The sequence below is a fragment of the Bradyrhizobium sp. Ec3.3 genome, from assembly GCF_000472925.1.
Taxonomy (GTDB): Bacteria; Pseudomonadota; Alphaproteobacteria; order Rhizobiales; family Xanthobacteraceae; genus Bradyrhizobium.
The window spans coordinates 106,353-127,174 of the sequence record NZ_AXAS01000030.1; the positions used below are offsets into that span (position 1 = coordinate 106,353).

The 20,822-nt window shown below is 65.3% G+C and carries 20 protein-coding genes and 1 pseudogene; 13 read left to right on the plus strand and 8 right to left on the minus strand.

Annotated features, from left to right (window positions below):
• Positions 1–113: 113 nt before the first annotated feature.
• The 5 genes from YUU_RS0126135 to YUU_RS0126155 all read right to left on the minus strand — a co-directional run bounded on the left by YUU_RS0126135 (position 114) and on the right by YUU_RS0126155 (position 5,134).
• On the minus strand, positions 114–962 hold the full coding sequence (locus YUU_RS0126135; protein ID WP_027525032.1) for a ChbG/HpnK family deacetylase: 849 nt from the start codon (positions 960–962) through the stop codon (positions 114–116).
• Positions 959–2,005 carry a glycosyltransferase family 2 protein gene (locus tag YUU_RS0126140; protein WP_027525033.1) on the minus strand — a complete coding sequence of 349 codons (1,047 nt, stop codon included), beginning with the start codon at positions 2,003–2,005 and terminating at the stop codon, positions 959–961. Before YUU_RS0126140 ends, YUU_RS0126135 begins: the two co-directional genes overlap by 4 nt.
• Before the next feature lie 130 nt (positions 2,006–2,135).
• Entirely contained in the window at positions 2,136–3,113 is a 978-nt protein-coding gene (gene hisG, locus YUU_RS0126145) for an ATP phosphoribosyltransferase (RefSeq protein ID WP_027525034.1), read from the minus strand.
• Entirely contained in the window at positions 3,110–4,264 is a 1,155-nt protein-coding gene (locus YUU_RS0126150) for an ATP phosphoribosyltransferase regulatory subunit (RefSeq protein ID WP_027525035.1), read from the minus strand. The genes hisG and YUU_RS0126150 overlap by 4 nt, the downstream gene beginning before the upstream one ends.
• Positions 4,265–4,378: 114 nt before the next feature.
• Entirely contained in the window at positions 4,379–5,134 is a 756-nt protein-coding gene (locus YUU_RS0126155) for a 16S rRNA (uracil(1498)-N(3))-methyltransferase (RefSeq protein ID WP_027525036.1), read from the minus strand.
• 210 nt (positions 5,135–5,344) lie between these two features.
• On the opposite strand from YUU_RS0126155, the gene YUU_RS0126160 reads away from it, so the two are divergent.
• The 4 genes from YUU_RS0126160 to YUU_RS0126175 all read left to right on the plus strand — a co-directional run bounded on the left by YUU_RS0126160 (position 5,345) and on the right by YUU_RS0126175 (position 12,059).
• Positions 5,345–6,013: a hypothetical protein gene (locus tag YUU_RS0126160; RefSeq protein ID WP_027525037.1), complete on the plus strand. Its 669-nt coding sequence runs from the start codon at positions 5,345–5,347 to the stop codon at positions 6,011–6,013.
• The gene (gene ubiA, locus YUU_RS0126165) at positions 6,010–6,939 is read left to right on the plus strand and encodes a 4-hydroxybenzoate octaprenyltransferase (RefSeq protein ID WP_027525038.1); all 930 of its coding nucleotides are present in this window, start codon (positions 6,010–6,012) and stop codon (positions 6,937–6,939) included. The genes YUU_RS0126160 and ubiA overlap by 4 nt, the downstream gene beginning before the upstream one ends.
• 299 nt (positions 6,940–7,238) lie before the next feature.
• Entirely contained in the window at positions 7,239–9,434 is a 2,196-nt protein-coding gene (locus tag YUU_RS0126170) for an outer membrane protein (protein WP_027525039.1), read from the plus strand.
• Positions 9,435–9,839: 405 nt separating this feature from the next.
• Entirely contained in the window at positions 9,840–12,059 is a 2,220-nt protein-coding gene (locus tag YUU_RS0126175) for an outer membrane protein (RefSeq protein WP_027525040.1), read from the plus strand.
• 78 nt (positions 12,060–12,137) lie between these two features.
• On the opposite strand, the gene YUU_RS0126180 is transcribed toward YUU_RS0126175, so the two are convergent.
• The gene (locus YUU_RS0126180; protein ID WP_027525041.1) at positions 12,138–12,656 is read right to left on the minus strand and encodes a DUF6101 family protein; all 519 of its coding nucleotides are present in this window, start codon (positions 12,654–12,656) and stop codon (positions 12,138–12,140) included.
• A gap of 278 nt (positions 12,657–12,934) precedes the next feature.
• Here YUU_RS0126180 and YUU_RS0126190 point away from each other — a divergent pair, with 278 nt between their 5' ends.
• The 7 genes from YUU_RS0126190 to YUU_RS0126220 all read left to right on the plus strand — a co-directional run bounded on the left by YUU_RS0126190 (position 12,935) and on the right by YUU_RS0126220 (position 18,940).
• Entirely contained in the window at positions 12,935–14,332 is a 1,398-nt protein-coding gene (locus tag YUU_RS0126190) for a TldD/PmbA family protein (protein ID WP_027525042.1), read from the plus strand.
• Positions 14,319–15,137, plus strand: coding sequence for a 3'(2'),5'-bisphosphate nucleotidase CysQ (locus YUU_RS0126195; RefSeq protein WP_027525043.1), 819 nt, complete (start codon positions 14,319–14,321; stop codon positions 15,135–15,137). Before YUU_RS0126190 ends, YUU_RS0126195 begins: the two co-directional genes overlap by 14 nt.
• Before the next feature lie 59 nt (positions 15,138–15,196).
• Positions 15,197–15,445 (plus strand): DUF4170 domain-containing protein, encoded by a 249-nt coding sequence (locus tag YUU_RS0126200; RefSeq protein WP_027525044.1) that lies wholly within the window; start codon positions 15,197–15,199, stop codon positions 15,443–15,445.
• Positions 15,442–16,155: a lysophospholipid acyltransferase family protein gene (locus tag YUU_RS0126205; protein ID WP_027525045.1), complete on the plus strand. Its 714-nt coding sequence runs from the start codon at positions 15,442–15,444 to the stop codon at positions 16,153–16,155. The genes YUU_RS0126200 and YUU_RS0126205 overlap by 4 nt, the downstream gene beginning before the upstream one ends.
• A complete protein-coding gene (locus YUU_RS0126210) occupies positions 16,118–17,452 on the plus strand; it encodes a 3-deoxy-D-manno-octulosonic acid transferase (RefSeq protein ID WP_027525046.1) in 1,335 nt (444 codons plus the stop codon). The genes YUU_RS0126205 and YUU_RS0126210 overlap by 38 nt, the downstream gene beginning before the upstream one ends.
• Positions 17,445–18,461, plus strand: coding sequence for a tetraacyldisaccharide 4'-kinase (lpxK, locus tag YUU_RS0126215; protein WP_027525047.1), 1,017 nt, complete (start codon positions 17,445–17,447; stop codon positions 18,459–18,461). Before YUU_RS0126210 ends, lpxK begins: the two co-directional genes overlap by 8 nt.
• Before the next feature lie 161 nt (positions 18,462–18,622).
• The gene (locus YUU_RS0126220; RefSeq protein WP_027525048.1) at positions 18,623–18,940 is read left to right on the plus strand and encodes a hypothetical protein; all 318 of its coding nucleotides are present in this window, start codon (positions 18,623–18,625) and stop codon (positions 18,938–18,940) included.
• Positions 18,941–18,956: 16 nt separating this feature from the next.
• On the opposite strand, the gene YUU_RS0126225 is transcribed toward YUU_RS0126220, so the two are convergent.
• The gene (locus YUU_RS0126225) at positions 18,957–19,184 is read right to left on the minus strand and encodes a DUF2093 domain-containing protein (protein WP_027525049.1); all 228 of its coding nucleotides are present in this window, start codon (positions 19,182–19,184) and stop codon (positions 18,957–18,959) included.
• Positions 19,185–19,368: 184 nt separating this feature from the next.
• On the opposite strand from YUU_RS0126225, the gene YUU_RS0126230 reads away from it, so the two are divergent.
• Positions 19,369–20,193 (plus strand): dienelactone hydrolase family protein, encoded by an 825-nt coding sequence (locus YUU_RS0126230; RefSeq protein ID WP_027525050.1) that lies wholly within the window; start codon positions 19,369–19,371, stop codon positions 20,191–20,193.
• Between the two features lie 218 nt (positions 20,194–20,411).
• Positions 20,412–20,561, plus strand: coding sequence for a hypothetical protein (locus tag YUU_RS58920; protein WP_156944520.1), 150 nt, complete (start codon positions 20,412–20,414; stop codon positions 20,559–20,561).
• A gap of 98 nt (positions 20,562–20,659) precedes the next feature.
• Here YUU_RS58920 and YUU_RS58925 read toward each other — a convergent pair.
• Positions 20,660–20,822 (minus strand): annotated as a pseudogene (locus tag YUU_RS58925) (IS481 family transposase); the annotation flags it as partial.

A 20,822-nucleotide genomic window follows, 5' to 3' on the forward strand; every position in this document is an offset into this window, starting at 1 on the left:
CTTGCGCAAACCAAGCGCGCCGAAGATGTAGGGTTCCATTGTGGCGCCAACAGTGGGGTGCGGATTAAATTTCCGTATGCGACAAGCTGCCCGGTCCCTTGCGCCCGGCGGTTTCACGCTAATGTCACGTTGTTCGCGGCCAGGAGCTGAGGGAAGGCCTCGCTCGCGAGATATGTGTGCTCGCGCTCGCGGACATCAGTCATCGGATCGAGGCTACGCAGGGTGTCGTCGACGAAGCCGGGATGGCACATCACGAGTCCGCCGTCCGGCAGGCCCGCGATGAACTCGGCCATCAGCTTGCCGAAATCGGCCTCGTCCCGCATGAAGTCATAGGCGCCTGCGAAGGCAGGATTGAAGGCGAGGCTGGCCTGCCGCGCGCGGCGGCGGAATTGTGCGCTCAGGACATCCAGCACCAGCGCCTTCGGCGAGGCGAGCCGCTGCCTCAGCGGCTGTTCGCGGCCGCCCTGGCGCACCCAGGCATTTGGCGCGGCCTCGCTGACGGCGGCGACGAAGGCGTCGCGCACCTGCGGATAGAGCTGCACATGCTGATGACCGTCGACGAAATCAGGCGCGCGGCCGAACGCCTGCGCGAAGGCCGCAAGCTGCGCCTTCACCTCTGCGTAAATGATCTCGCGGTCGAGCCGCCGCATCAGTCCCGCACGCAGCAGCTTTGGAAAGGCTAAGAACATGTCGCCTTCGAGCGGACGGAAATGCATGGTCAGCGGGCGGAACGGCGCCGACAGCGTGACATGCAATCCGATCGCGCAGCGCGGATTTTGCTTCCGGGACGTCTCCAGCGCGTCGACCTCGCCGCGGCCGATCGCAGGCCCCGGCATCATCACCGACGTCGCATTGAGACGGCCGCGTTCGATGAGGTCGCGGATTGCGCGGTTGACGCCCGCGCTGATCCCGTAATCGTCGGCGCAGAGCCAGATACGCCGCGGCTTTGCCGCTTCGTTCATTCCGCTGCCGTCCGGCTCGGGGCCTGGTCGGCCTTGTCAGTCTCGACAAGCTTCTCGCTGTGCTCGGCGACGAAGTAGATCGGCCGCGCTTTCAGCTCGGACAGGATCTTGCCGATATATTCTCCGACGATGCCGATCATGATGAGCTGCACGCCGCCGATCGTCATCAGGCCGACGACGAGCGAGGGATAGCCGGGCACCTGCTTGCCGGTGGTCCAGACTTCCCAGAGGATGGACAGACCGAACAGGAAGGCGCCGCCCGCGAGCACCACGCCGAGCAGGCTGGCAAAACGCAAGGGGGCCACCGAGAACGAGGTCAGGCCCTCGATCGAGAGGCCGAGCAGCCGCGCCGCGTTGAAGGTGGTCACGCCATGGGCGCGTGCCGCGGGCTCGTAGTCGACGCGGATCTGGCGGAAGCCGATCCAGCTCGCCAGCCCCTTGAAGAAGCGGTTGCGCTCCGGTAATTGCCGCAGCGCTGCGACCGCGCGCGGCGAGAGCAGGCGGAAGTCGCCGGCGTCTTCGGGGATCTTCTGCCGCGCCCCCCAATTGATCAGCGCGTAGAAGCCGTGCACGGCGAGCCGCCGCAGGAACGGCTCGTTGTCGCGATGCGCCTTGGCGGTATAGACGACGTCGTAGCCGTCATCGATCCAGTGCCCGACGAGCTGTTCCACCAGCGCCGGCGGGTGCTGGCCGTCGCCGTCCATGAACATCACGGCACCGCGCCTTGCGTGGTCGAGGCCGGCCATCAGCGCGGCCTCCTTGCCGAAATTGCGCGACAGCGACACCACCTGCACGTCGATCGCATCGGCCGGCAGCGCGCGGGCGATCGCAAGCGTCGAATCCGCGCTGCCGTCGTCGACATAGACGACCTCGCAGGCGAGGCGATAGCGGTCCCGCAGCGTCCTGGCGAGATCGCAGAGCCGCTGGTGCAGCGAGGCAAGCCCCGCCGCTTCGTTATAGACCGGCACGACAATCGACAGCCCTTTGGCCGCGGCGCTCGTCGCGGTGGTGGTCAGGGCGGAAACGTCAGAGCCCAGCGTCATCGATCAAGGTTCCAGAGGCACTCAAAATTCGTTCGAACAGCATATGGTAGCTGTCGTTACCTGTCGCTACGCTGAACGCGCCATGCGGATGCCCCGGAGATTCCCCAGAGTTCTTGAGAGTTCTTGCGCCTCACCGCCGCAGGAACGCTTCGAGCTTGGCGAACAGCGGGTTCTCCCGGTCGAAGACGTAGTCGAGCGAGACCACCGAGACCGTCTCGGCGCCATGATCGCGCAGGAAGCTCGCCAGCGCATAGAGTTTTGCGGGCGGGCAGTGCAGCGTCAACATGCCCGACGAGGTCGGGCCGCCGAACGGCGCCTCCACGCCGAAATTCCGGTGCGCCTCGCTCAGCAATGCCGCATCGCACTGCCGGAAGCGGGTGCGGACCTCGCGGTATTGGTTTGCCCGCGCCCGGGCCGCGATGTGATCGAGGATCACGCGCGCCGTCTCGCGCGCCTCCGGCGACCAGTCGGCGTCCCTGGAGGCGACCAGATTGGCCTGGCTGCGCAGGATGACACCGTCGTCGAGGATCTTCAGGCCGTTGGCGGCGAGCGTGGCGCCGGTCGTGGTGATGTCGACGATCAGCTCGGCGGTGCCGGCCGCGGGCGCGCCTTCGGTCGCGCCGGTGCTCTCGACGATCCGGTAGTCGACGATGCCGTGGCTCGAAAAGAAGGCCCGCGTGAGATTTATGAATTTGGTCGCGACCCGCATCCGCCGGTGGTGCTGCTCGCGAAAACCGGTGGTGACGTCGTCGAGATCGGCCATGGTGCGGACATCGATCCAGGCCTGCGGCACGGCAACGACTACATCGGCGTAACCGAAGCCCAGCCCCTCGATCAGCAGGACGCGACCATCAGCGTCCGGAATGCTGTCCCGTACGAGATCCTCGCCGGTGACGCCGAGATGCACCGCGCCACGGGCCAGCTGCGAGGCGATCTCGCTCGCGGAGAGATAGGCGATCTCGACATTGTCGAGGCCGACGATCGTGCCGCGATAATCGCGCGCACCGCCGGCCTTGGACAGCTTGAGTCCGGTACGCGCGAAGAAGGCTTCGGCGTTTTCCTGCAGGCGGCCCTTGGACGGAACGGCCAGAACGAACGGCGCGCTCATGACTTAAGCTCCTTGCGGCCGATCTTGGCGAGCGCATCGACCCAGACCGAGAAGCCGACTGCGGGGATTGGCGTCTGCGATCCGAGCTGGGTCATCAGGCCGTCATAGCGGCCGCCTGCGACCAGCGGCTCGACGCCGTTGCCCCTGTGATGCACTTCGAACTCGAAGCCGGTGTAGTAGTCGAGACCGCGTCCGAACGAGGTCGAGAAGCGCGTCTCCTTCACGTCGATGCCGCGCGCGGCCATGAAGCCGACGCGGTTCTCGAATAGGTCGATCGCCGCCGAAATATCCAGCCTGGTATCCGCCGCGAGCGCACGCAGCTCGGCAACCGCCTGATCCGGATTGCCCGCGATCGACAGGAAGCGCTTGAGCACCGTCAGCGCCTCGCGCGGCAGGGCGCCGCTCTTCAGGGTGGATTGCTCGAGGAAGCGGTCGGCGATTTCGGCCGTGGTGCGGCCCCCGACATTAGTGGTGCCTGCAATCGACATCAGGTCGGTGACGAGCGCGAGCGCCGCCTTGCGGTCGGAGCCTGCGAGCGCCGCCAGCACGCCCTCATACTCGTTGCGGGCGGTGGCGGTTGCGATCGAGAGTCGTTCCAGATCCTGCTCGAGGCTGATCTTGCGGTTGAAATCCTTGATCAGCCGGCGCCGCCAGACCGGGAACAGGTCGAGCGCGTCGATCACGGCATTGAACAGCGCCACGTCGCCGGTGCGGATCTCGACGTCGCGGACGCCGAAGGCCGCGGTCGCCTCCAGGGCCAGTGCCAGCATCTCGGCGTCGGCCGCAGCGCGGTCCTGGCGGCCGAAGGATTCGATGCCGGCTTGCAGGAACTCGCTCGGACGGCCGCTCCGGTAACGAAACACCGGGCCGAGATAGCTGAAGCCCGCGGGCTCGCCGGCGCGCCCCGAGGCGAGGTAATCGCGGGCCACGGGAATCGTCAGGTCCGGGCGCAGGCAGAGCTCTTCACCGGTCGCATCGGTGGTCAGGTAGAGGCTCTTGCGGATGTCCTCGCCGGAGAGGTCGAGGAACGGCTCGGCCGGCTGGAGAATCGCGGGCTCGGCGTGGACGTAACCGGCCTGCGCGAACGACAACAGCAGCGTATCCGCCCAGGCGGCGGAGCCGGCAGCATTTGAGGTGGCAGTCGCGGTCATAGCGAGGTCCGGTTTCCCGGTGGAACCGGGGTAAGGGGGAGGTCAGTTGGCGCAGCCCTTAGCATGGCCCGATGACGGTTTCGACCTCCAATGGGTCAATGTCTTAACGGTCACCTAGCCCGGCTGGCCGCCCCAATCGCCGAGTACGGACTGGACCAGCGCAAGGGCCGCTACCGCCGCCGTGTCGGCCCGCAGGATCCGCGGACCCAGAGCCAGGCGCAGGATATGGGGCTGGCGCAGGAGCAGGGCGCGCTCCTCCTCGGCAAAGCCGCCCTCGGGACCGATCAGCACGTCGATGCCCTGAGCCGCATTGCGCGCCGCTTTCAGGGCCTCGATCGGGCTTTCGGTCTCCGCCGCCTCGTCGCAAAACACCAGGAGCCGCTGCGCGGCGCGCTGGCTGAGAAAGCGCTCCAGCGGAACCGGATCGGCCACGATTGCAAGGCTCAGGATGCCGCATTGCTCGGCCGCTTCGATGACATTGGCGCGCATCCGCTCGCCATTGACGCGTGATGCCTGGGTGAAGCGGGTCAGCACCGGCTGGAGGGTCGAGGCGCCCATCTCCACCGCCTTCTGGACGACGTAATCTAGCCGCGCATGCTTGAGCGGCGCGAAGACGTAGACGAGGTCGGGCAGTCCGTCCTGCGCGCGGGTCTGCTTCAGGATCACCAGGGCATCGGGGCGCTTGCGGCCCTCGATCGCGGCCTGCCATTCGCCGTCGCGGCCGTTGAACGCCAGGATGGGATCGCCGGCGCCAAGCCGCAGCACGTTGCCGAGATAGTTGCTCTGGTCACGGTCGAGCGCCACCCTGGCGTCCGGGATGAGGTCGGCCTCGACGAACAGGCGGGGGGCGCGGAAGTCGTGGGAAGGCATGCGTTCAGGGTCCGGTTTGCGGCCGTTCTTAACCGAAAGCGGGGATTTAGGGGCAAATATTGCCCATCGCGTGCGTCCCCGCGCCGCGCTCTTGCCCTATTCGACGGGTTGTTAAGGGCCGGCAGGAATCGTAAAAGCGCGAAAATGCCGGTTGCGCTTCAATTGGGAAGGCGCCGCCCCCCTGTGGATCCTGCCGGAGATACAGCCTTGATGATCCGTCGTTTGATGGTTCCGATCACTGCCGCCATGGTCGCGATGGGCGCGGCCAGCGTCCAGGCGCAGAGCGCGTTCCCCGCGCCGCTGCCCGGCCAGGCTGCGGCCCCCGCGAACGATTCCGCCTTTCCGCCGGTCAACGGCCGTGCGCCGGTCGCCAGCATCGGGGCGCCACCGCCGCAGGCTTCGTTCCCGACCAACGGTGCCCCGCCGGTCGGCGGCGGCAACTTCAGCGCCGCGCCGCCGAGCGCGCCCAGCGCCGGCGGCGAGCAGTGCATGAAGGCGTTCATGGCGCTGCGGGACGAGACGGAGAAGCGCGGCAAGCTGATCAAGGCCGCAAGCGATCGCCATGCGCCGCCGGATGAGGCCTGCGGCCTGATCCGCAATTTCGTCCAGGCCGAAGTGAAAATGATGAAATATGTCGAGACCAATTCCGCCAAGTGCGGAATTCCTCCGCAGATCAACGAGCAGTTGAAGGCCGGGCACAAGAACAGCGAGGGCATGCAGAACAAGGTCTGCCAGGTGGCGCAGCAGATGAAGCAGCGCGGGCCGGCCGGCCCGTCCCTGAGCGATGTGGTGGGCTCCGGGTCGGCGCCCGAAGTCAATGTCGCCAAGAAGGGCGGCAACACCTTCGACACGCTCAACGGCAACGTCCTGAGCCGATGAGTGATGCGTCCCGCGTTGCCGATTCCACCGGCAACTGGGTCGATACGCTCGCGCCCCGATGGGCGCAGCCCTACTTGCGGCTGTCCCGCTACGATCGTCCGATCGGCTCATGGCTGCTGTTGATGCCGTGTTGGTGGTCGGCGGCGCTCGCCGCCGGCATGGCGCGCGACATCCGTCATCTGCCGCTCACGGTCCTCTTGTTCTTCGTCGGTGCCTTCGTCATGCGCGGCGCGGGCTGCGCCTGGAACGACATCACAGACCGCGACCTCGATGCCAGGGTCGAGCGCACGCGCTCGCGGCCGCTGCCAGCAGGGCAAATCACCGTGAAGCAGGCGTTGGCCTTTCTGGTCGCGCAGGCGCTGGTCGGCCTCGCCGTGCTGCTCCAGTTCAACCGCTTTGCCGTCATGACCGGCATCGCCTCGCTCGTGATCGTCGCCATCTATCCCTTCATGAAGCGCGTCACCTGGTGGCCGCAGGTCTTCCTCGGCCTTGCTTTCTCCTGGGGCGCGCTGATGGGCTTTGCCGTCACCTTCGCGCGCGTCGATCTGACGGCGCTCGTGCTCTATGCCGGTTCGATCGCCTGGGTGATCGGCTACGACACGATCTATGCGCATCAGGACGCCGAGGACGACGCGCTGATCGGCGTCAAGTCCACCGCGCGCCTGTTCGGCGCGCACACGCATCAGGCGCTGATCATGTTCTACGGGCTCGCGGTGATGCTGATCGGCGTGGCGCTCGCCTCCGCCGACGTGCACTGGCCGGCCTGGCTCGGGCTATCAGCCTTCGCCGCGCACCTGGCCTGGCAGATCAGGCGGCTGAACATCAGCGACGGGGCGCTCTGCCTGCGCCTGTTCAAGTCGAACAAGCACGCGGGATTGCTGCTGTTTGCAGGCTTGCTCGCTGATGCAGTGATGCGCGCTTCGTAGGGTGAGCAAAGGCGCGCTTGCGCCGTGCCCACCATCTTTCTTCAACGCAAGCAAAACACCAATCTTTGAGATTGTGAGGCGCTCACGCGATCGAGCGAGTGGTTGCGCGCTATTTGGCTGTAAGGCCCTCGAATTGTCTAAAGAGGCCCTTGCTGTCGTCTCGAGTCGGAAGGGCGTGCAACGGTCCAACGGCATCCACTGCAGGTGTGACTGAGCAGCAATAGGCCACGCGGCGAACGGTCCCTATCAAGGCATCGCGACCTTGAAGTGATTTGGCTTCGTTGATTGGAAGTATTGCCATGAGAACCACCCTCGCAGCCACGGCTGCTCTTTTCGCCACCACGGTGGCAGGCTCTGCGGCGGATCTCGCCCCGGTCTACACCAAGGCTCCGGCGGCGGTGTACAGCTGGACCGGCTTCTACATCGGCGGCAATCTCGGCGGCGGCATGGCTTCGTCGCACTTCGACGATCCCGCCTTTTATGAGTCGTCCGCGACCCCGACGCGCGGCTTCTTCACCGGCGGCGCGCAGATCGGGTACAATTATCAATTCGGTCGCGGCTTGGTGGGCATCGAAGCCGATGTCAACGGCAACAGCGACTTCAAGGGATCGGTCATCAGCGGCGATTGGACTCGAGCAATGACCGTCGCCACCAAGGCAGACGTCAGCGGAACGATCCGGGCGCGCGCCGGTCTCGTGATCGACAACGCTTTGGTCTACGCGACAGGCGGCGCGGCCTGGGCCGATGTCAAGCAAACCGGGATCGAATTCAATAATGTGGCTGCCAGCCCGACCTTCGGTGCTCCGACGGGATGGACCGCCAACCGTAGCGGCGTGCTCTGGGGCGGCGTGATCGGCGCGGGCGTGGAGTACGCCCTGAGCCCGAACTGGATCGTCGGCGGCGAATTCCTCCACACGGTGTACCAGGACCGTGGCGCCAACCTTGTAACTGCTGCTGGCGCGAGTGGATGCGGCACAAGCCGCCCCTCCGCCAATTGCGTCATCCGCGATCAGCTGACGACCGACGTCGCACGTGTCAGGCTGAGCTACAAGTTTGGCGATCCCGTCCCGGTCTCGACCGACGCCTATGCCGACGCCGGCCGCTATGCAAAGGCTCCGGGGCTGGCTTCGGTCTATAGCTGGACCGGCTTCTACATCGGCGCCAACGTCGGCGGCGGCATGGCCGCGTCCCGCTTCGACGATCCCTGCTTCTATTGTGGCTCCGCGATGCCCACCGGAGGCTTTTTCACCGGCGGCGGGCAGGTCGGCTACAATTACCAATTCGGCAGTGGCCTGGTCGGCATCGAAGCCGACGTGAACGGCAACAGCAGGTTCAAAGGGTCCGTCATCGGTGGTGATGACAACTACGCTATGACCGTTGGAGCCAAGGCAGATGTCAGCGGAACGATCCGGGCGCGCGGCGGTGTCGTGATCGACAATGCCCTGGTTTACGTGACCGGTGGCGCTGCCTGGGCAAACGTCCAGCAGACGGGTGTCGAATTTGATAACTATACCGCTAGCACGACCTTCGGCGCTTCCACCGGCACCACCGCCAATCGCAGCGGCACGCTGTGGGGCGGCGTGATCGGCGCGGGTGTCGAGTTCGCCCTGAATTCGAACTGGATCATTGGCGCCGAATACCTTCATACCGTCTATGAAGATCGTGACGCGAACATCATTTTCGCCGGCGCCAGCGCTTGTGGTCCCTACCCCGCGGCCAATTGCGTCATGCGCCACCAGCTGACGACCGACGTTGCGCGCGCCAGGGTCAGCTACAAGTTCGGGGACCCGGCACCAGTTTCCGTGAAGGCGGCGCCGGTCGCTGCGCTCACCAACTGGACGGGCTTCTACATCGGCGGCAACGCCGGCGGTGGCATGGCGGCGTCGCACTTCGACGATCCCTGCCTCTACTGCTCCACTACGACGCCCACGGGTAGCTTCTTCACTGGCGGCGCACAGATCGGCTACAATTATCAGTTCGGCAAAGGTCTGGTCGGTATCGAAGCTGATGTGAATGGCAACAGCAGGTTTAAAGAGGCCGTGATTGGCGGTGATGACGGCAACGCCATGACCGTTGGAGCCAAGGCAGATGTCAGCGGAACGATCCGGGCCCGCGCCGGCGTGGTCGTCAACAATGCTCTGGCCTACGTGACCGGCGGCGCTGCGTGGGCCGACGTCAAGCAGACCGGGACCGAATTTGATAACTACACTTTCAGTCCGACCTTAGGGGCTCCGACCGGCATCACCGCCAATCGTAGCGGCGTGCTCTGGGGCGGCGTGATCGGCGCGGGCGTGGAATACGCGCTGAGCCCGAACTGGATCGTTGGCGGCGAATTCCTGCACACGATGTATCAGGATCGTGGCGCGAACATCATCCTCGCCGACGGCACGAACGCTTGTAACGGTATCGGCTATCCCGCGGCCAATTGCGTCATCCGCAATCATCTGACGACCGATGTCGCTCGCCTCAGGGTCAGCTACAAGTTCGGCCAATAACGCGGCTGCGCGCCAACGTTTTGAGGGCCGTCCCGAGGGGCGGCCCTTTTTCGTTGGTCTGTTGCACCCAGCCTAGCGCCGCGCCTCGCGCGGACCCGCTGGTTTCGCCCACGCTACGGCTCTGTCCGGGCTGGAAGTTCGACTGCTTATCGTAAGCCAATCATTAAAATTGTTTCGCGCCCACGCGATCGAGCAAGTGTTTGATTGCTGTGTAATTTTCCGATGATCTCCGTCAGGCTTTTTCGCTGCGAGGCGCGTTCCGTCGTCTAAAACCGGAGGGCGGCGCTGTGGTCCTACCGCATCTCCATTGCTGTGTCTGAGCGGCAATAGTCTGGGTGGAGAGAGTGCCGTATCAGCATACTTGCCATTGGGCTGATTTGGCTCCGACGATTTGGAAGTATTGCAATGAGAACCACCCTCGCAGCCGCGGCTGCTCTTTTCGCCACCACGGTGGCAGGCTCTGCGGCGGATCTCGCCCCGGTTCACACCAAGGCGCCAGCGGCAGTTTACAGTTGGACGGGCTTCTACATCGGCGGCAATCTCGGCGGCGGCATGGCTTCGTCGCACTTCGACGATCCCGACTATTATTCTTCATCCGCGGCACCCACGCGCGGCTTTTTCACCGGCGGCGCGCAGATCGGCTACAACTATCAATTCGGTCGCGGCCTGGTCGGCATCGAAGCTGACGTGAACGGCAACAGCAGGTTTAAAGGGTCCGTCATCGGTGGCTATGACACCTACGCCTTGAATGTTGCAACCAAGGCAGATGTCAGCGGAACGATCCGGGCCCGCGCCGGCCTCGTTATCGACAACGCTTTGGTTTATGCGACTGGCGGCGCCGCTTGGGCCGACGTCAAGCAGACCGGGACCGAATTTTGCAACTCGATGCTGGGCTGCTCCGGCGGAATTGCTTTCGGTGCTCCGACAGGATTTACCGCCAACCGCAGTGGCGTGCTCTGGGGTGGCGTGATCGGAGCCGGCGTTGAATACGCCTTGCCCAATAACTGGATCGTTGGCGCTGAATACCTCCACACGGTGTACCAGGACCGTGGCGCCAATATCGTAACTGCTGCTGGCGCCAACGGATGTCAAGGCAGCCCCGCGGCCAACTGCGTCATCCGCGACCAACTGACGACCGACGTCGCACGCGTCAGGCTCAGCTACAAGTTCGGCGATCCCGTTCCGGTCTCGACCGACGCCTATGCCGGCGCCGGCCCGCGCTATGCGAAGGCTCCGGCGGTGGCTTCGGTCTATAGCTGGACGGGCTTCTATATCGGCGGCAACGCCGGCGGAGGCATGGCCTCGTCCCGCTTCGATGATCCCTGCTACTATTGCTCGTCCGCAATGCCCACGGGCGGCTTTTTCACCGGCGGTGGGCAGATCGGCTACAACTACCAGTTCGGGAGCGGCTTGGTCGGCATCGAAGCCGACGTGAACGGCAACAGCGACTTCAAGGGGTCCGTCATTGGCGGTGACTGGACGCGAGCAATGTCTGTTGCCAGCAAGGCCGATGTCAGCGGAACGATCCGGGCCCGCAGCGGTGTCGTGATCGACAATGCCTTGGTTTACGTGACCGGCGGCGCTGCCTGGGCAAACGTCCAGCAGACCGGGGTCGAGCGAAACAACGATCCTTTGAGCGCGAACTTCGGCGTTCCGACCGGAGTCACCGCCAATCGCAGCGGCACGCTCTGGGGCGGCGTGATCGGAGCGGGTGTTGAGTTCGCCCTGAACTCGAACTGGATCCTCGGCGCCGAATACCTTCATACTGTCTATGAAGATCGTGACGCGAACATCATCCTTGCCAATGGCGCTAGCATTTGTGGCGGCCGCTCCGCGGCCAATTGCGTCGTCCGCAACCAGCTGACGACCGACGTAGCGCGCGCCAGGCTCAGCTACAAGTTCGGGGACCCGGCACCGGTCTCCGTGAAGGCGGTGCCGGTCGCTGCGCTCACCAACTGGACGGGCTTCTACATCGGTGGCAACGCCGGCGGTGGAATGGCGGCATCGCACTTCGATGATCCCTGCTTTTATTGCTCCACCGCGACGCCCACGGGCGGCTTCTTCACCGGCGGCGCGCAGATCGGCTACAATTATCAGTTCGGCAGAGGTCTGGTCGGTATCGAAGCTGATGTGAACGGCAACAGCAGATTTAAAGAGTCCGTCATCGGTGGTGCTGACACCACCGCGATGACCGTTGGAGCCAAGGCAGATGTCAGCGGAACGATCCGGGCCCGCGCCGGCGTGGTGGTCAACAATGCGCTGGCCTATGTGACTGGCGGCGCCGCCTGGGCCGACGTCCAGCAGACCGGGACCGATTTTTGCAACACGACGACGACCTGCTTCGGTGGGTTTGCTCCCGGTGCTGCCACGGGAATCACGGCCAACCGCAGCGGTGTGCTCTGGGGCGGCGTGATCGGCGCGGGCGTGGAGTACGCCCTGAGCCCGAACTGGATTGTTGGTGGTGAATTCCTGCACACGATGTATCAGGATCGTGACGCGAACATCGTCCTCGCCAACGGGGCTAACGGTTGTGGCAGCAGCTATCCCGCGGCCAATTGCGTCGTCCGCAATCATCTGACCACCGATGTCGCGCGGCTCAGGGTCAGCTACAAGTTCGGACAGTAACGCGGCTTGCGCGATTATGTTTAAGGGCCGTCCCGAGGGGCGGCCCTTTTCGTTGGTCTGCTGCACCCAGGCTCGGGCTCAGTTCCTTGCGATGATCTCGCGCTCGCCGCGATGAACGGTGAGTTCCCGCGCGACGCCGGCGCGCCGGCGCATCAGGAATTTCGGACGGCGGTCGCGGATCGCGTTGCGGCGGCGGCGCCGCGGCGCCGGATCGCGTTTGGCTTCGTCCAGCTGGGGCAGGGCGAAGATTTCGCTCCACATCGTCCACGCCTGCGCGATCTCATCAGTGTCGGCACTGACGAGAAGCGGAATGGCAAGCGAGGGATCGCGATGCACGAGGACGAGCATTTGCGTGTCGTCGATGCCGCGCAGCGCAATACCGGTGAAATCGCTGACGCGGACGTTGACGGCCATCTGCATGCCGCGCACGGCACGGCGCAGCACGACGCGTTCGCGATGAAGCTCGATCTGCCTGACATGGCCGTCGGCGCGCGGATCATGCGCATCGAAACGGACCGGCAGAGAAAGAGGGTCGAGCCGCAAGGAGCGGCTCGACCCGGCGGGATTGGCCCCGCTTGTTGCTGTTTGACGCCTCACGGCTCTTAGTCTCCCCGCCGGGATTATGTTCCCGGTCGATGCGAGGACCTTAGCGCGAGGCTTTACGGAAACGGCTTAAAAAGGCTGGTTAAGGAGGCGTCACCGCCCAGCATGATTGACAAGACCTTGGCACGCATGATTGACGGAACGTTGCGCAGAAGCTGCGAATCTGAGCTTTTGGCGCCCTGAAAGTGCTTGAAGTCCGCTCCAATTGGGCACATCTGGTTGGCTTGGCCGCAACTGGCTTCGAAACCGCCAATCCCGACAGGATTTCGTTCGTGAACGCTTCACCATCCGCAAGCTCGACGCTTTCGTCCAAAGCCAACCGCGACCTGTTCGATCAGTCCGCGCTGTCAGATCTCGCGCAGCGGCTGGTCGAGGCCGCCAAACGCGCCGGCGCGGACGCGGCCGATGCCGTTGCCGTGCGCGGCATCTCGCAGGGCGTCGAGGTCCGCGACGGCCGCGTCGAGGAATCCGAGCGCTCCGAGGGCGATGATGTCGGCCTGCGCGTGCTTGTCGGCCAGCGCCAGGCGGTGGTTTCGACCAATGATGTCAGCGGCGATGCCGTGACCAAGCTTGCGGAACGCGCGGTTGCGATGGCGAAGGTCGCCCCATCAGACAAATATGTCGGGCTCGCCGATCCCGCGCTGCTGGCGCGCGACTTCCCGGATCTCGATCTGCTCGATCCCGACGTGCCCGCCACCGCGGAGCTCGAGCGGCGCGCGCTGGAAGCTGAAGCCGCCGCGCTCGCCGTGAAGGGCGTGACGAAATCCGGCGGCGCGTCGGCCTCCGCCGGCATCGGCGGCATGGTGCTGGTGACGAGCACCGGTTTCCACGGCTCTTACCTGCGCTCCAGCCAGGGCATCTCGGCGACCGCGATTACCGGCGAGGGTACCAGCATGGAGCGCGACTACGATTTCACCTCAGCGCCGCATGCCGCGGATCTGTTGTCGCCGGAAACGGTCGGCCGTTCCGCGGGCGAGCGCACCGTGGCGCGCTTCAATCCGCGCAAGGTCGAGACCTGCAAGGTGCCCGTCGTGTTCGATCCGCGCGTCGCGGGCTCGCTGGTCGGCCATCTCGTCGGCGCCATCAACGGCGCCTCGATCGCGCGCAAGACCAGCTTTTTGAAGGACAGGCTCGGCCAGCAGCTCTTTGCCGGGAACATCCGCATCATCGACGATCCCCTGCGCAAGCGCGGCCTGCGCTCGCAGACCTTCGACGCCGAAGGCGTCGCGGTGAAGCGCCAGGCGCTGGTCGACGAGGGCGTGCTGACGACGTGGCTGCTCGATTGCGCAACCGCGCGCGAGCTTGGGCTTCAGACCACCGGTCACGCCCATCGCGGCGTCTCCTCCTCGCCTTCGCCCGGGCCCTACAATCTGCATCTCGAAGCCGGAACCCCGACGCCGGCCGAGCTGATCTCCGACATCGCCCAGGGCTTCTACGTCACCGACCTGATCGGCTCCGGCGTCAATGGCGTCACCGGTGACTACAGCCGCGGCGCTTCGGGCTTCTGGATCGAGAACGGCAAGATGACCTATCCCGTCAGCGAGGTCACGATCGCGGGCCATCTGTTCGAGATCTTCAAGTCGATGCAGCCGGCCAACGATCTCCAGTTCCGCTACGGCATCAATGCGCCGACAGTGCGCATCGAGGGTTTGACGCTTGGCGGACGCTGACGCGAACACTTTGGACGACAATATCCTGACACGCGACGCGGCGCTGCTGAAGGATACGGTGCGGGAAGCAGGCCACCTCGCTCATGCGATGTTCCGCACCGAGCTGAAGAAGTGGATCAAGGGCGCATCCTCGCCGGTCTCCGAAGCCGACATCGCCGTCAACGATCTCCTCGAAGCGCGCCTGCGCGGCGCGACACCGGACTATGGCTGGCTCTCGGAGGAGAGCGCCGACGACGAGGTGCGGCTGAAGCGGCGCCTGGTCTGGGTCGTCGATCCCATCGACGGCACGCGCAACTATCTCAATGGCCATGACGACTGGTGCGTCAGCGTGGCGCTGGTCGAGAATGCATCGCCTGTTCTCGCTGCGGTCTTTGCGCCGACGACCGGCGAGTTCTTCTTCGCCGCGCGCGGACAGGGCACGACCTTGAACGATGTGCCGGTGCGTGCGACGAAAGGGGCCGAGCTCGATTTTTCCCGGGTTGCCGGACCGAAGCCGCTGATCGAGCGCCTCAAGCCGTCATTGGGCGAGATCACGCTGCATCCGCGAATCGGCTCGCTGGCGCTGCGTCTCTGCCGGGTCGCCCATGGCGCACTCGATGCGGCTTTTGCGGGGGGCAACAGCCATGACTGGGACCTTGCGGCGGCCGATTTGATCGTGCAGGAAGCGGATGGTAGGATGAGCGACCTCTCCGGAGATCCCCTCCTCTATAATCGCCGGGAAGTGGCGCACGGGGTGCTGGTGGCCGCGGGCCGCGATCGTCATGCAAACATTGTCGCGCATTTTCGAAAGCGCCCCTTGCCCTGAGCGCATCCGTTGTGCTTATCGATCACTGCTTGCCGGGCAGCCCCTTAGGAAGAAAACTCATGCCAGATAGTGCCCCGCAACAACTGCTCCATCTCGTCATCGGCGGCGAGCTCGTCGACCTCGAACACAACACATTCAAGAACCTGGACGACGTCGAGATCGTCGGCCTCTATCCGAACTATGCGACCGCTCACGCCGCCTGGCGGGCCAAGGCGCAAAGCACGGTCGACAACGCGCAGATGCGCTATTTCATCGTCCATCTCCACCGGCTGCTCGACCCGGGTCAAGAACCGAAGCCGGCGCGTTGAAGAGACTGCTTCGCAATACGCTGCGAAGCAGCTTCGTTCAGCGTGCCGCCGGTTTCCTGGCGGCCGAATATCTGCGTCTGGTCTGGCTGACCAACAAGTTCACGTTCGATCCGCCCGACGTCTACGGCCAGGTTGAGCCGCGGATCCCGGCGATCTTCGCCTTCTGGCACGGCCAGCATTTCCTGACGCCGTTCATCAAGAACAAGGAGTCCTACCGGGCCAAGGTCCTGATCTCCCGGCATCGCGACGGCGAGTTCAACGCCATCGCGGTGGAGCGGCTCGGCATCGGCACCATCCGCGGCTCCGGCGACCATGGCGGCGCTTTCCACCGCAAAGGTGGCGTCGGCGCCTTCAGGGAAATGGTGCAGGCGCTCGAGGACGACTATAATGTGGCACTGACCGCCGATGTCCCGAAGCGCGCGCGCGTAGCCGGACTCGGCATCATCATGCTGGCACGGGAATCGGGGCGGCCGATCATGCCTTTCGCGATGGCGACCAGCCGCTTCATCCGGCTCAAGAACTGGGATCGTACCACCATCAATTTGCCATTTGGGCGAGGCGCATTGGTGGGCATCAAGGAAATCAACGTCCCGCCGGACGCCGACGCCGCCACCATGGAGGCGCTGCGGCAGGAGCTGGAGGAGACGTTGAACGAAGCGACCCGCCGCGCCTATGCCCAACTCGGCCGCCCGGAACCGGACCATGGCTAATTCGCTGCCGATGACGCTGCGGATGTACCAGCGGCTGTCGACCGGCCTGGTGCCGCTCGCGCCTGCGCTGATCAAGCGCCGGCTCAAGCAGGGCAAGGAGGACCCGGCCCGCGTCGGCGAGCGGCGCGGCCTCAGCGATGACGTGCGGCCGCACGGCCCGCTGGTTTGGATTCACGGCGCCAGCGTCGGCGAGGTGCTGGCCGCAGCCGCGCTCGTCCAGCGGCTGCGCGACCTCAATTTACGCATCCTGCTGACCTCAGGCACGGTGACCTCGGCCGCGGTGGTGGCAAAGCGCTTTCCGCCCGACGTCATCCATCAATACGTGCCGTATGATTCGCCGCGCTATGTCGCGCGCTTCCTCGACCACTGGCAGCCGTCGCTCGCTTTGTTCATCGAGTCCGATCTGTGGCCGAACCTGATCCTGGCGGGCGCCGCGCGGCGCGTGCCGATGGTCCTGATCAACGGGCGGATGTCGCCGCGCTCCTTCCCGCGCTGGCGGCGGGTGCAGGGCACGATCTCGGCGCTGCTCTCCAGGTTCGACATTTGCCTCGCGCAGTCGAAGACCGACGCCGAGCGCTTTGCCGCGCTCGGCAGCCAGAACGTCGCGACCACGGGCAATCTCAAGCTCGACGTGCCGGCCCCGCCCGCCGATCCCGCAAAACTCGAGCGGCTGATGGCGGTGACGCGGGGACGTCCCATCATCGTCGCGGCCTCGACCCACCCGGGCGAGGACGAGATGCTGATATCGGCGCATCGCACGCTCGCCGGCTTCTTCCCCGCGCTGCTGACAGTGATCGTGCCGCGTCATCCGGATCGCGGCTCGTCGATCGCGGGGTTGATCACGGCCTCGGGCCTGAAGCCGGGCCAGCGTTCGCGCGGGGAGCTGCCGACGGCTGCGACCGACGTCTATGTCGCCGACACCATGGGCGAGCTCGGCCTGTTCTACCGCCTGTCGCCGATCGTGTTCATGGGCGGATCGCTGATCCGGCATGGCGGCCAGAATCCGATCGAGGCGATCAAGCTCGGCGCCGCCATCGTCCACGGCCCGCATGTCTTCAACTTCACCGACGTCTATGAGGCGCTCGATCAAAGCGGTGGTGCGCGCGCAGCCGAGACGCAGGAGGCGCTGGTGAAGCAGCTCGGCCAGCTGCTCGCCGATCCTGCCGTGCGCGACAAGATGCAGCGCGCAGGCCATGGCGTGGTCGAGCGGCTCGGTGGCGCGCTGGATCGCACGCTCGTGGCCCTCGAGCCCTATCTGCTTCAGCTCCGGCTCGAGATGGGAGCCGCCAATGCGTGAGCCGGCCTTCTGGTACCGGCCACGTTCGTTCAAGTCGCATTTCTTACGGCCGCTCGGCGCGCTCTATGGCGCGGTCGCGGAGCGCCGCATGATGGGCAAAGGTTTCGATGCCGGCATTCCCGTGCTCTGCGTCGGCAACTATCATGTCGGCGGCGCCGGCAAGACGCCGACGGTGCTGGCGCTGACCAAATTGCTGCGCGCGCTCGGCGAAACTCCGGTCGTGCTGAGCCGCGGCTATGGCGGGCGCTTGCAGGGCCCCGTGATGGTCGACGCTGCAAGGCACGGCGCAGCCGATGTCGGCGACGAGCCGCTGATGATGGCGCGCGAGGTGCCGGTTGTCGTGGCGCGCGATCGCCTCAGTGGCGTCGCGCTTGCGAAATCGCAAAGCGCGACCGTGATCCTGATGGATGACGGCTTTCAGAATCCGCGCCTGTCGAAGGATGCATCGCTCATCGTGATCGACAGCGAACGCGGCATCGGCAACGGCAAGGTGTTTCCCGCAGGCCCGCTGCGCGCGCCGCTGCAAGTGCAGATGTCGCGCACCGACGCGCTTGTTCTGATCGGCGACGGTGAGGCTGCGGACGGCGTCGCCGCCGAGATCGCCGCGCACGGAAAACCGGTGCTGCGCGCGCGGTTGAAGCCGGAAGCTGCATCGGTGGCGCAGCTGTTCGGCAAACCGGTGCTTGCGTTTGCCGGCATCGGCGATCCCGAGCGCTTCTTTCGCAGCTTGCGCGCCTGCGGCATCGACGTCGCGCGCACGCGTCCCTTCGCCGATCATCACATGTTTTCGAAGGCCGAGATCGACGCGATGGTGGATGAAGCAAGACGCGAGCAGCTCACGCTCGTCACCACCGAGAAGGACCTCGCGCGTTTGCGCGGCATGGCGGGCCTTGCCGCCGACATCGTGCCGTTCGCCGTCACGCTCGAATTCGGCGACGCGCCAGGGCTGCGCCGTTTCGTCAACGACAGCCTGTTCAAGGCAAGAGAGAGCCGGTTCGGCGGACGATGATTTGTAGGGTGGGTTAGCCGAAGGCGTAACCCACCGCTTTTCCTGACGCGCGGAAAGCAAAGAGGTGGGTTACGCTTCGCTAACCCACCCTACGCAGCGCCCATTCAGGCGACGTTCATCGAATGCTTCCTATCGATGCAGGCTCGAACAGGAGTATTCGCGTGAAGCTGTCGTCCATCGCCGTTGCCGCCAGTCTCGTATGTCCGATCGTTGCGTCCGTGTCGGCGCAGACGTCATCGCCGCAGGCGGCTGCGCCGGGCAGCCAGACGAGCACGGTGCCGGTTCCCGCGACCAAGCGTGTCACGTGCCTTGCCACGACGCAGAGCCTGAAGGGCCAGGACAAGCGCGACCAGATGCAGCTTTGCATGGCGCAGGCGCGCCTCGACTGCCTCAAGCAGGCGATCGATCAGAAGGTCGTCGGCGAGCCCAGGAAGGATTTCGTGAAGAGCTGTGTGGGGATGGAAAGTGCGGAGCAGTAGATGCGGTCTGCGGGCGTCACTCCTGCGACTTCAGCGCGCGCGGAAAATGCCGTTGCAGCACGGCGGTCGGTTGGGCGTAGGCCTCTTGCAGGTCGACGCTCCAGTATTTCAGCTCGTCGAGCGGGATCCGCGTGTCGGTCACGGCGCAGCGCACATAGGTCCCCGGCGAGATCACGCGGAAATCGCCGTCCAGATATTGCACCTGCGCTTCGCCATGGCCCGAGGGGCCGAACTTGTTCAGCACGGTCGATCGTCTCCGTGGAAGCCCGCGTGAGGGGCGTGATGTCTGAATTTCGATCTAGCATAGATAGGGTCGCTTGTCCGCTCGTTAAACCCACCGATTTGTGATGTTTTGCGGGCATTTCCGCATGATAACTCTGCGGCGAAGGATCGTTGGTCCCGGTCCGCTCATGACCTGGCAGTCTCCGATGCGCCTTCTGTTCACCGTTCTCTTGGCAATGCTCCTGATGTCGGCCGCGCGCGCCGCGCCCGCGCCGCAGGCGATCGAGATTCCGCTTGGCTCGGGAACACTGCACGCGCAGCTCTACAAGCCTGACGGCGATGGCCCGTTTCCGACCGTGATCGCGCTGCATGGCTGCGGCGGCCTCGGCGGCCATTCCGATCCCGTGCTGCCGCGCTACCGCGACTGGTCCGAGCAACTGCTCAAGGCCGGCAATGCGGTGCTGTGGCCCGACAGCTACGGCTCGCGCGAGCTCGGGCCGCAATGCCGTGTCAAGGAAGTGCGCGTCAAGGCGCGGCGCGAGCGCGTTGCCGATATCGCGGCGGCGCGCGGCTGGCTGATGAAGCAGCCCTGGGTCGCGCGCGACCGCGTCAGCCTGATCGGTTGGGCCAATGGTGCCAGCGCACTGCTCTGGGCCGTGCGCCCGCAAAACTCCGGCCGTGACGGGGCGCCGGATTTTCGCGCCGCGATCGCGTTCTATCCGGACTGCCGCATCTCGGCGGGGCTCGGCTGGAGCACGCGCGTGCCGACGCTGCTGCTGATCGGCGGCAAGGACGACATCTCCTCGCCGCCGGCCTGCCGCCAGATGGTGGACGGCGCCTATGGCCGCAGCGCGCTGGCGCGCATCGTGGTCTACCCCGGCGCCTATCACGATTTCGACCTCGCCAACCTCCCGCTGCACGCGCCGGCCACGAGCCCCGACGTGGCAACGCCCGATCGCGGCCATGTCGGCACCGACAACGAGGCCCGCGCGGATTCGCAGAAGCAGGTCGCGGAGTGGCTGGCAAGGTGAGGGAGCTGCGTAGGGGCTACACGCTACGCGCTGGTTCCCCAAGCGGGGCCGCCCGAGGAACAACGTCGTCGCGGACAGCTCCGCATCGACCACCGCCCTGCACAGGTCGTCATGGCCGACAGCGTAGAGCTACGGATTGCGCGCGACGTCGGTTTCAGCGCAAATCCTGCGGCAACCTGTCATAGTTCGACCATGATATCCGCTAAACGCCATTCATCATGATGAACCGCTTCTTCCTGTTCTCCTCCGCGCTGGTCGTCTTCACCATCGCGATCCTGCTGTTCGAGGCCCACGCCGGCGCGCCGCTGGTCACACCGGAACATTGCGGCTTCTGGACCACGATCGACGCGGGATTGTCCTGCCGGTAGGGCGCGGCTGCGCGCCCCAATCTGACAAGAGCAGCTTAAGGCGTGTGCTTGAGGCCGGCGCGATCCGCACTCTCTGTCGTCATCGCCCGGCTCGATGTTTAGTCCGGGGACATGGCTGACACCTGTTCGGACACATCACTGACAGGTTGGCCATTGGTCAAGTCGATTGCTGCGACCTGCCAGCTGGCAAAGAAGATTCCGTAGTGGCCATCGCGATCGAGGGGGCGGATGGCCAGGCGCTCGCGAGCGAAGGCCTGGGGG

What these genes read in the sequence shown, in the direction of transcription:
- YUU_RS0126135 (WP_027525032.1), bottom strand. Translation starts at nt 962, where the DNA reads ATGAACGAAGCGGCAAAGCCGCGGCGTATCTGGCTCTGCGCCGACGAT.
- YUU_RS0126140 (WP_027525033.1), bottom strand. Translation starts at nt 2,005, where the DNA reads ATGACGCTGGGCTCTGACGTTTCCGCCCTGACCACCACCGCGACGAGC.
- hisG (WP_027525034.1), bottom strand. Translation starts at nt 3,113, where the DNA reads ATGAGCGCGCCGTTCGTTCTGGCCGTTCCGTCCAAGGGCCGCCTGCAG.
- YUU_RS0126150 (WP_027525035.1), bottom strand. Translation starts at nt 4,264, where the DNA reads ATGACCGCGACTGCCACCTCAAATGCTGCCGGCTCCGCCGCCTGGGCG.
- YUU_RS0126155 (WP_027525036.1), bottom strand. Translation starts at nt 5,134, where the DNA reads ATGCCTTCCCACGACTTCCGCGCCCCCCGCCTGTTCGTCGAGGCCGAC.
- YUU_RS0126160 (WP_027525037.1), top strand. Translation starts at nt 5,345, where the DNA reads ATGATCCGTCGTTTGATGGTTCCGATCACTGCCGCCATGGTCGCGATG.
- ubiA (WP_027525038.1), top strand. Translation starts at nt 6,010, where the DNA reads ATGAGTGATGCGTCCCGCGTTGCCGATTCCACCGGCAACTGGGTCGAT.
- YUU_RS0126170 (WP_027525039.1), top strand. Translation starts at nt 7,239, where the DNA reads ATGAGAACCACCCTCGCAGCCACGGCTGCTCTTTTCGCCACCACGGTG.
- YUU_RS0126175 (WP_027525040.1), top strand. Translation starts at nt 9,840, where the DNA reads ATGAGAACCACCCTCGCAGCCGCGGCTGCTCTTTTCGCCACCACGGTG.
- YUU_RS0126200 (WP_027525044.1), top strand. Translation starts at nt 15,197, where the DNA reads ATGCCAGATAGTGCCCCGCAACAACTGCTCCATCTCGTCATCGGCGGC.
- YUU_RS0126210 (WP_027525046.1), top strand. Translation starts at nt 16,118, where the DNA reads ATGCCCAACTCGGCCGCCCGGAACCGGACCATGGCTAATTCGCTGCCG.
- lpxK (WP_027525047.1), top strand. Translation starts at nt 17,445, where the DNA reads ATGCGTGAGCCGGCCTTCTGGTACCGGCCACGTTCGTTCAAGTCGCAT.
- YUU_RS0126230 (WP_027525050.1), top strand. Translation starts at nt 19,369, where the DNA reads ATGCGCCTTCTGTTCACCGTTCTCTTGGCAATGCTCCTGATGTCGGCC.
- YUU_RS58920 (WP_156944520.1), top strand. Translation starts at nt 20,412, where the DNA reads ATGATGAACCGCTTCTTCCTGTTCTCCTCCGCGCTGGTCGTCTTCACC.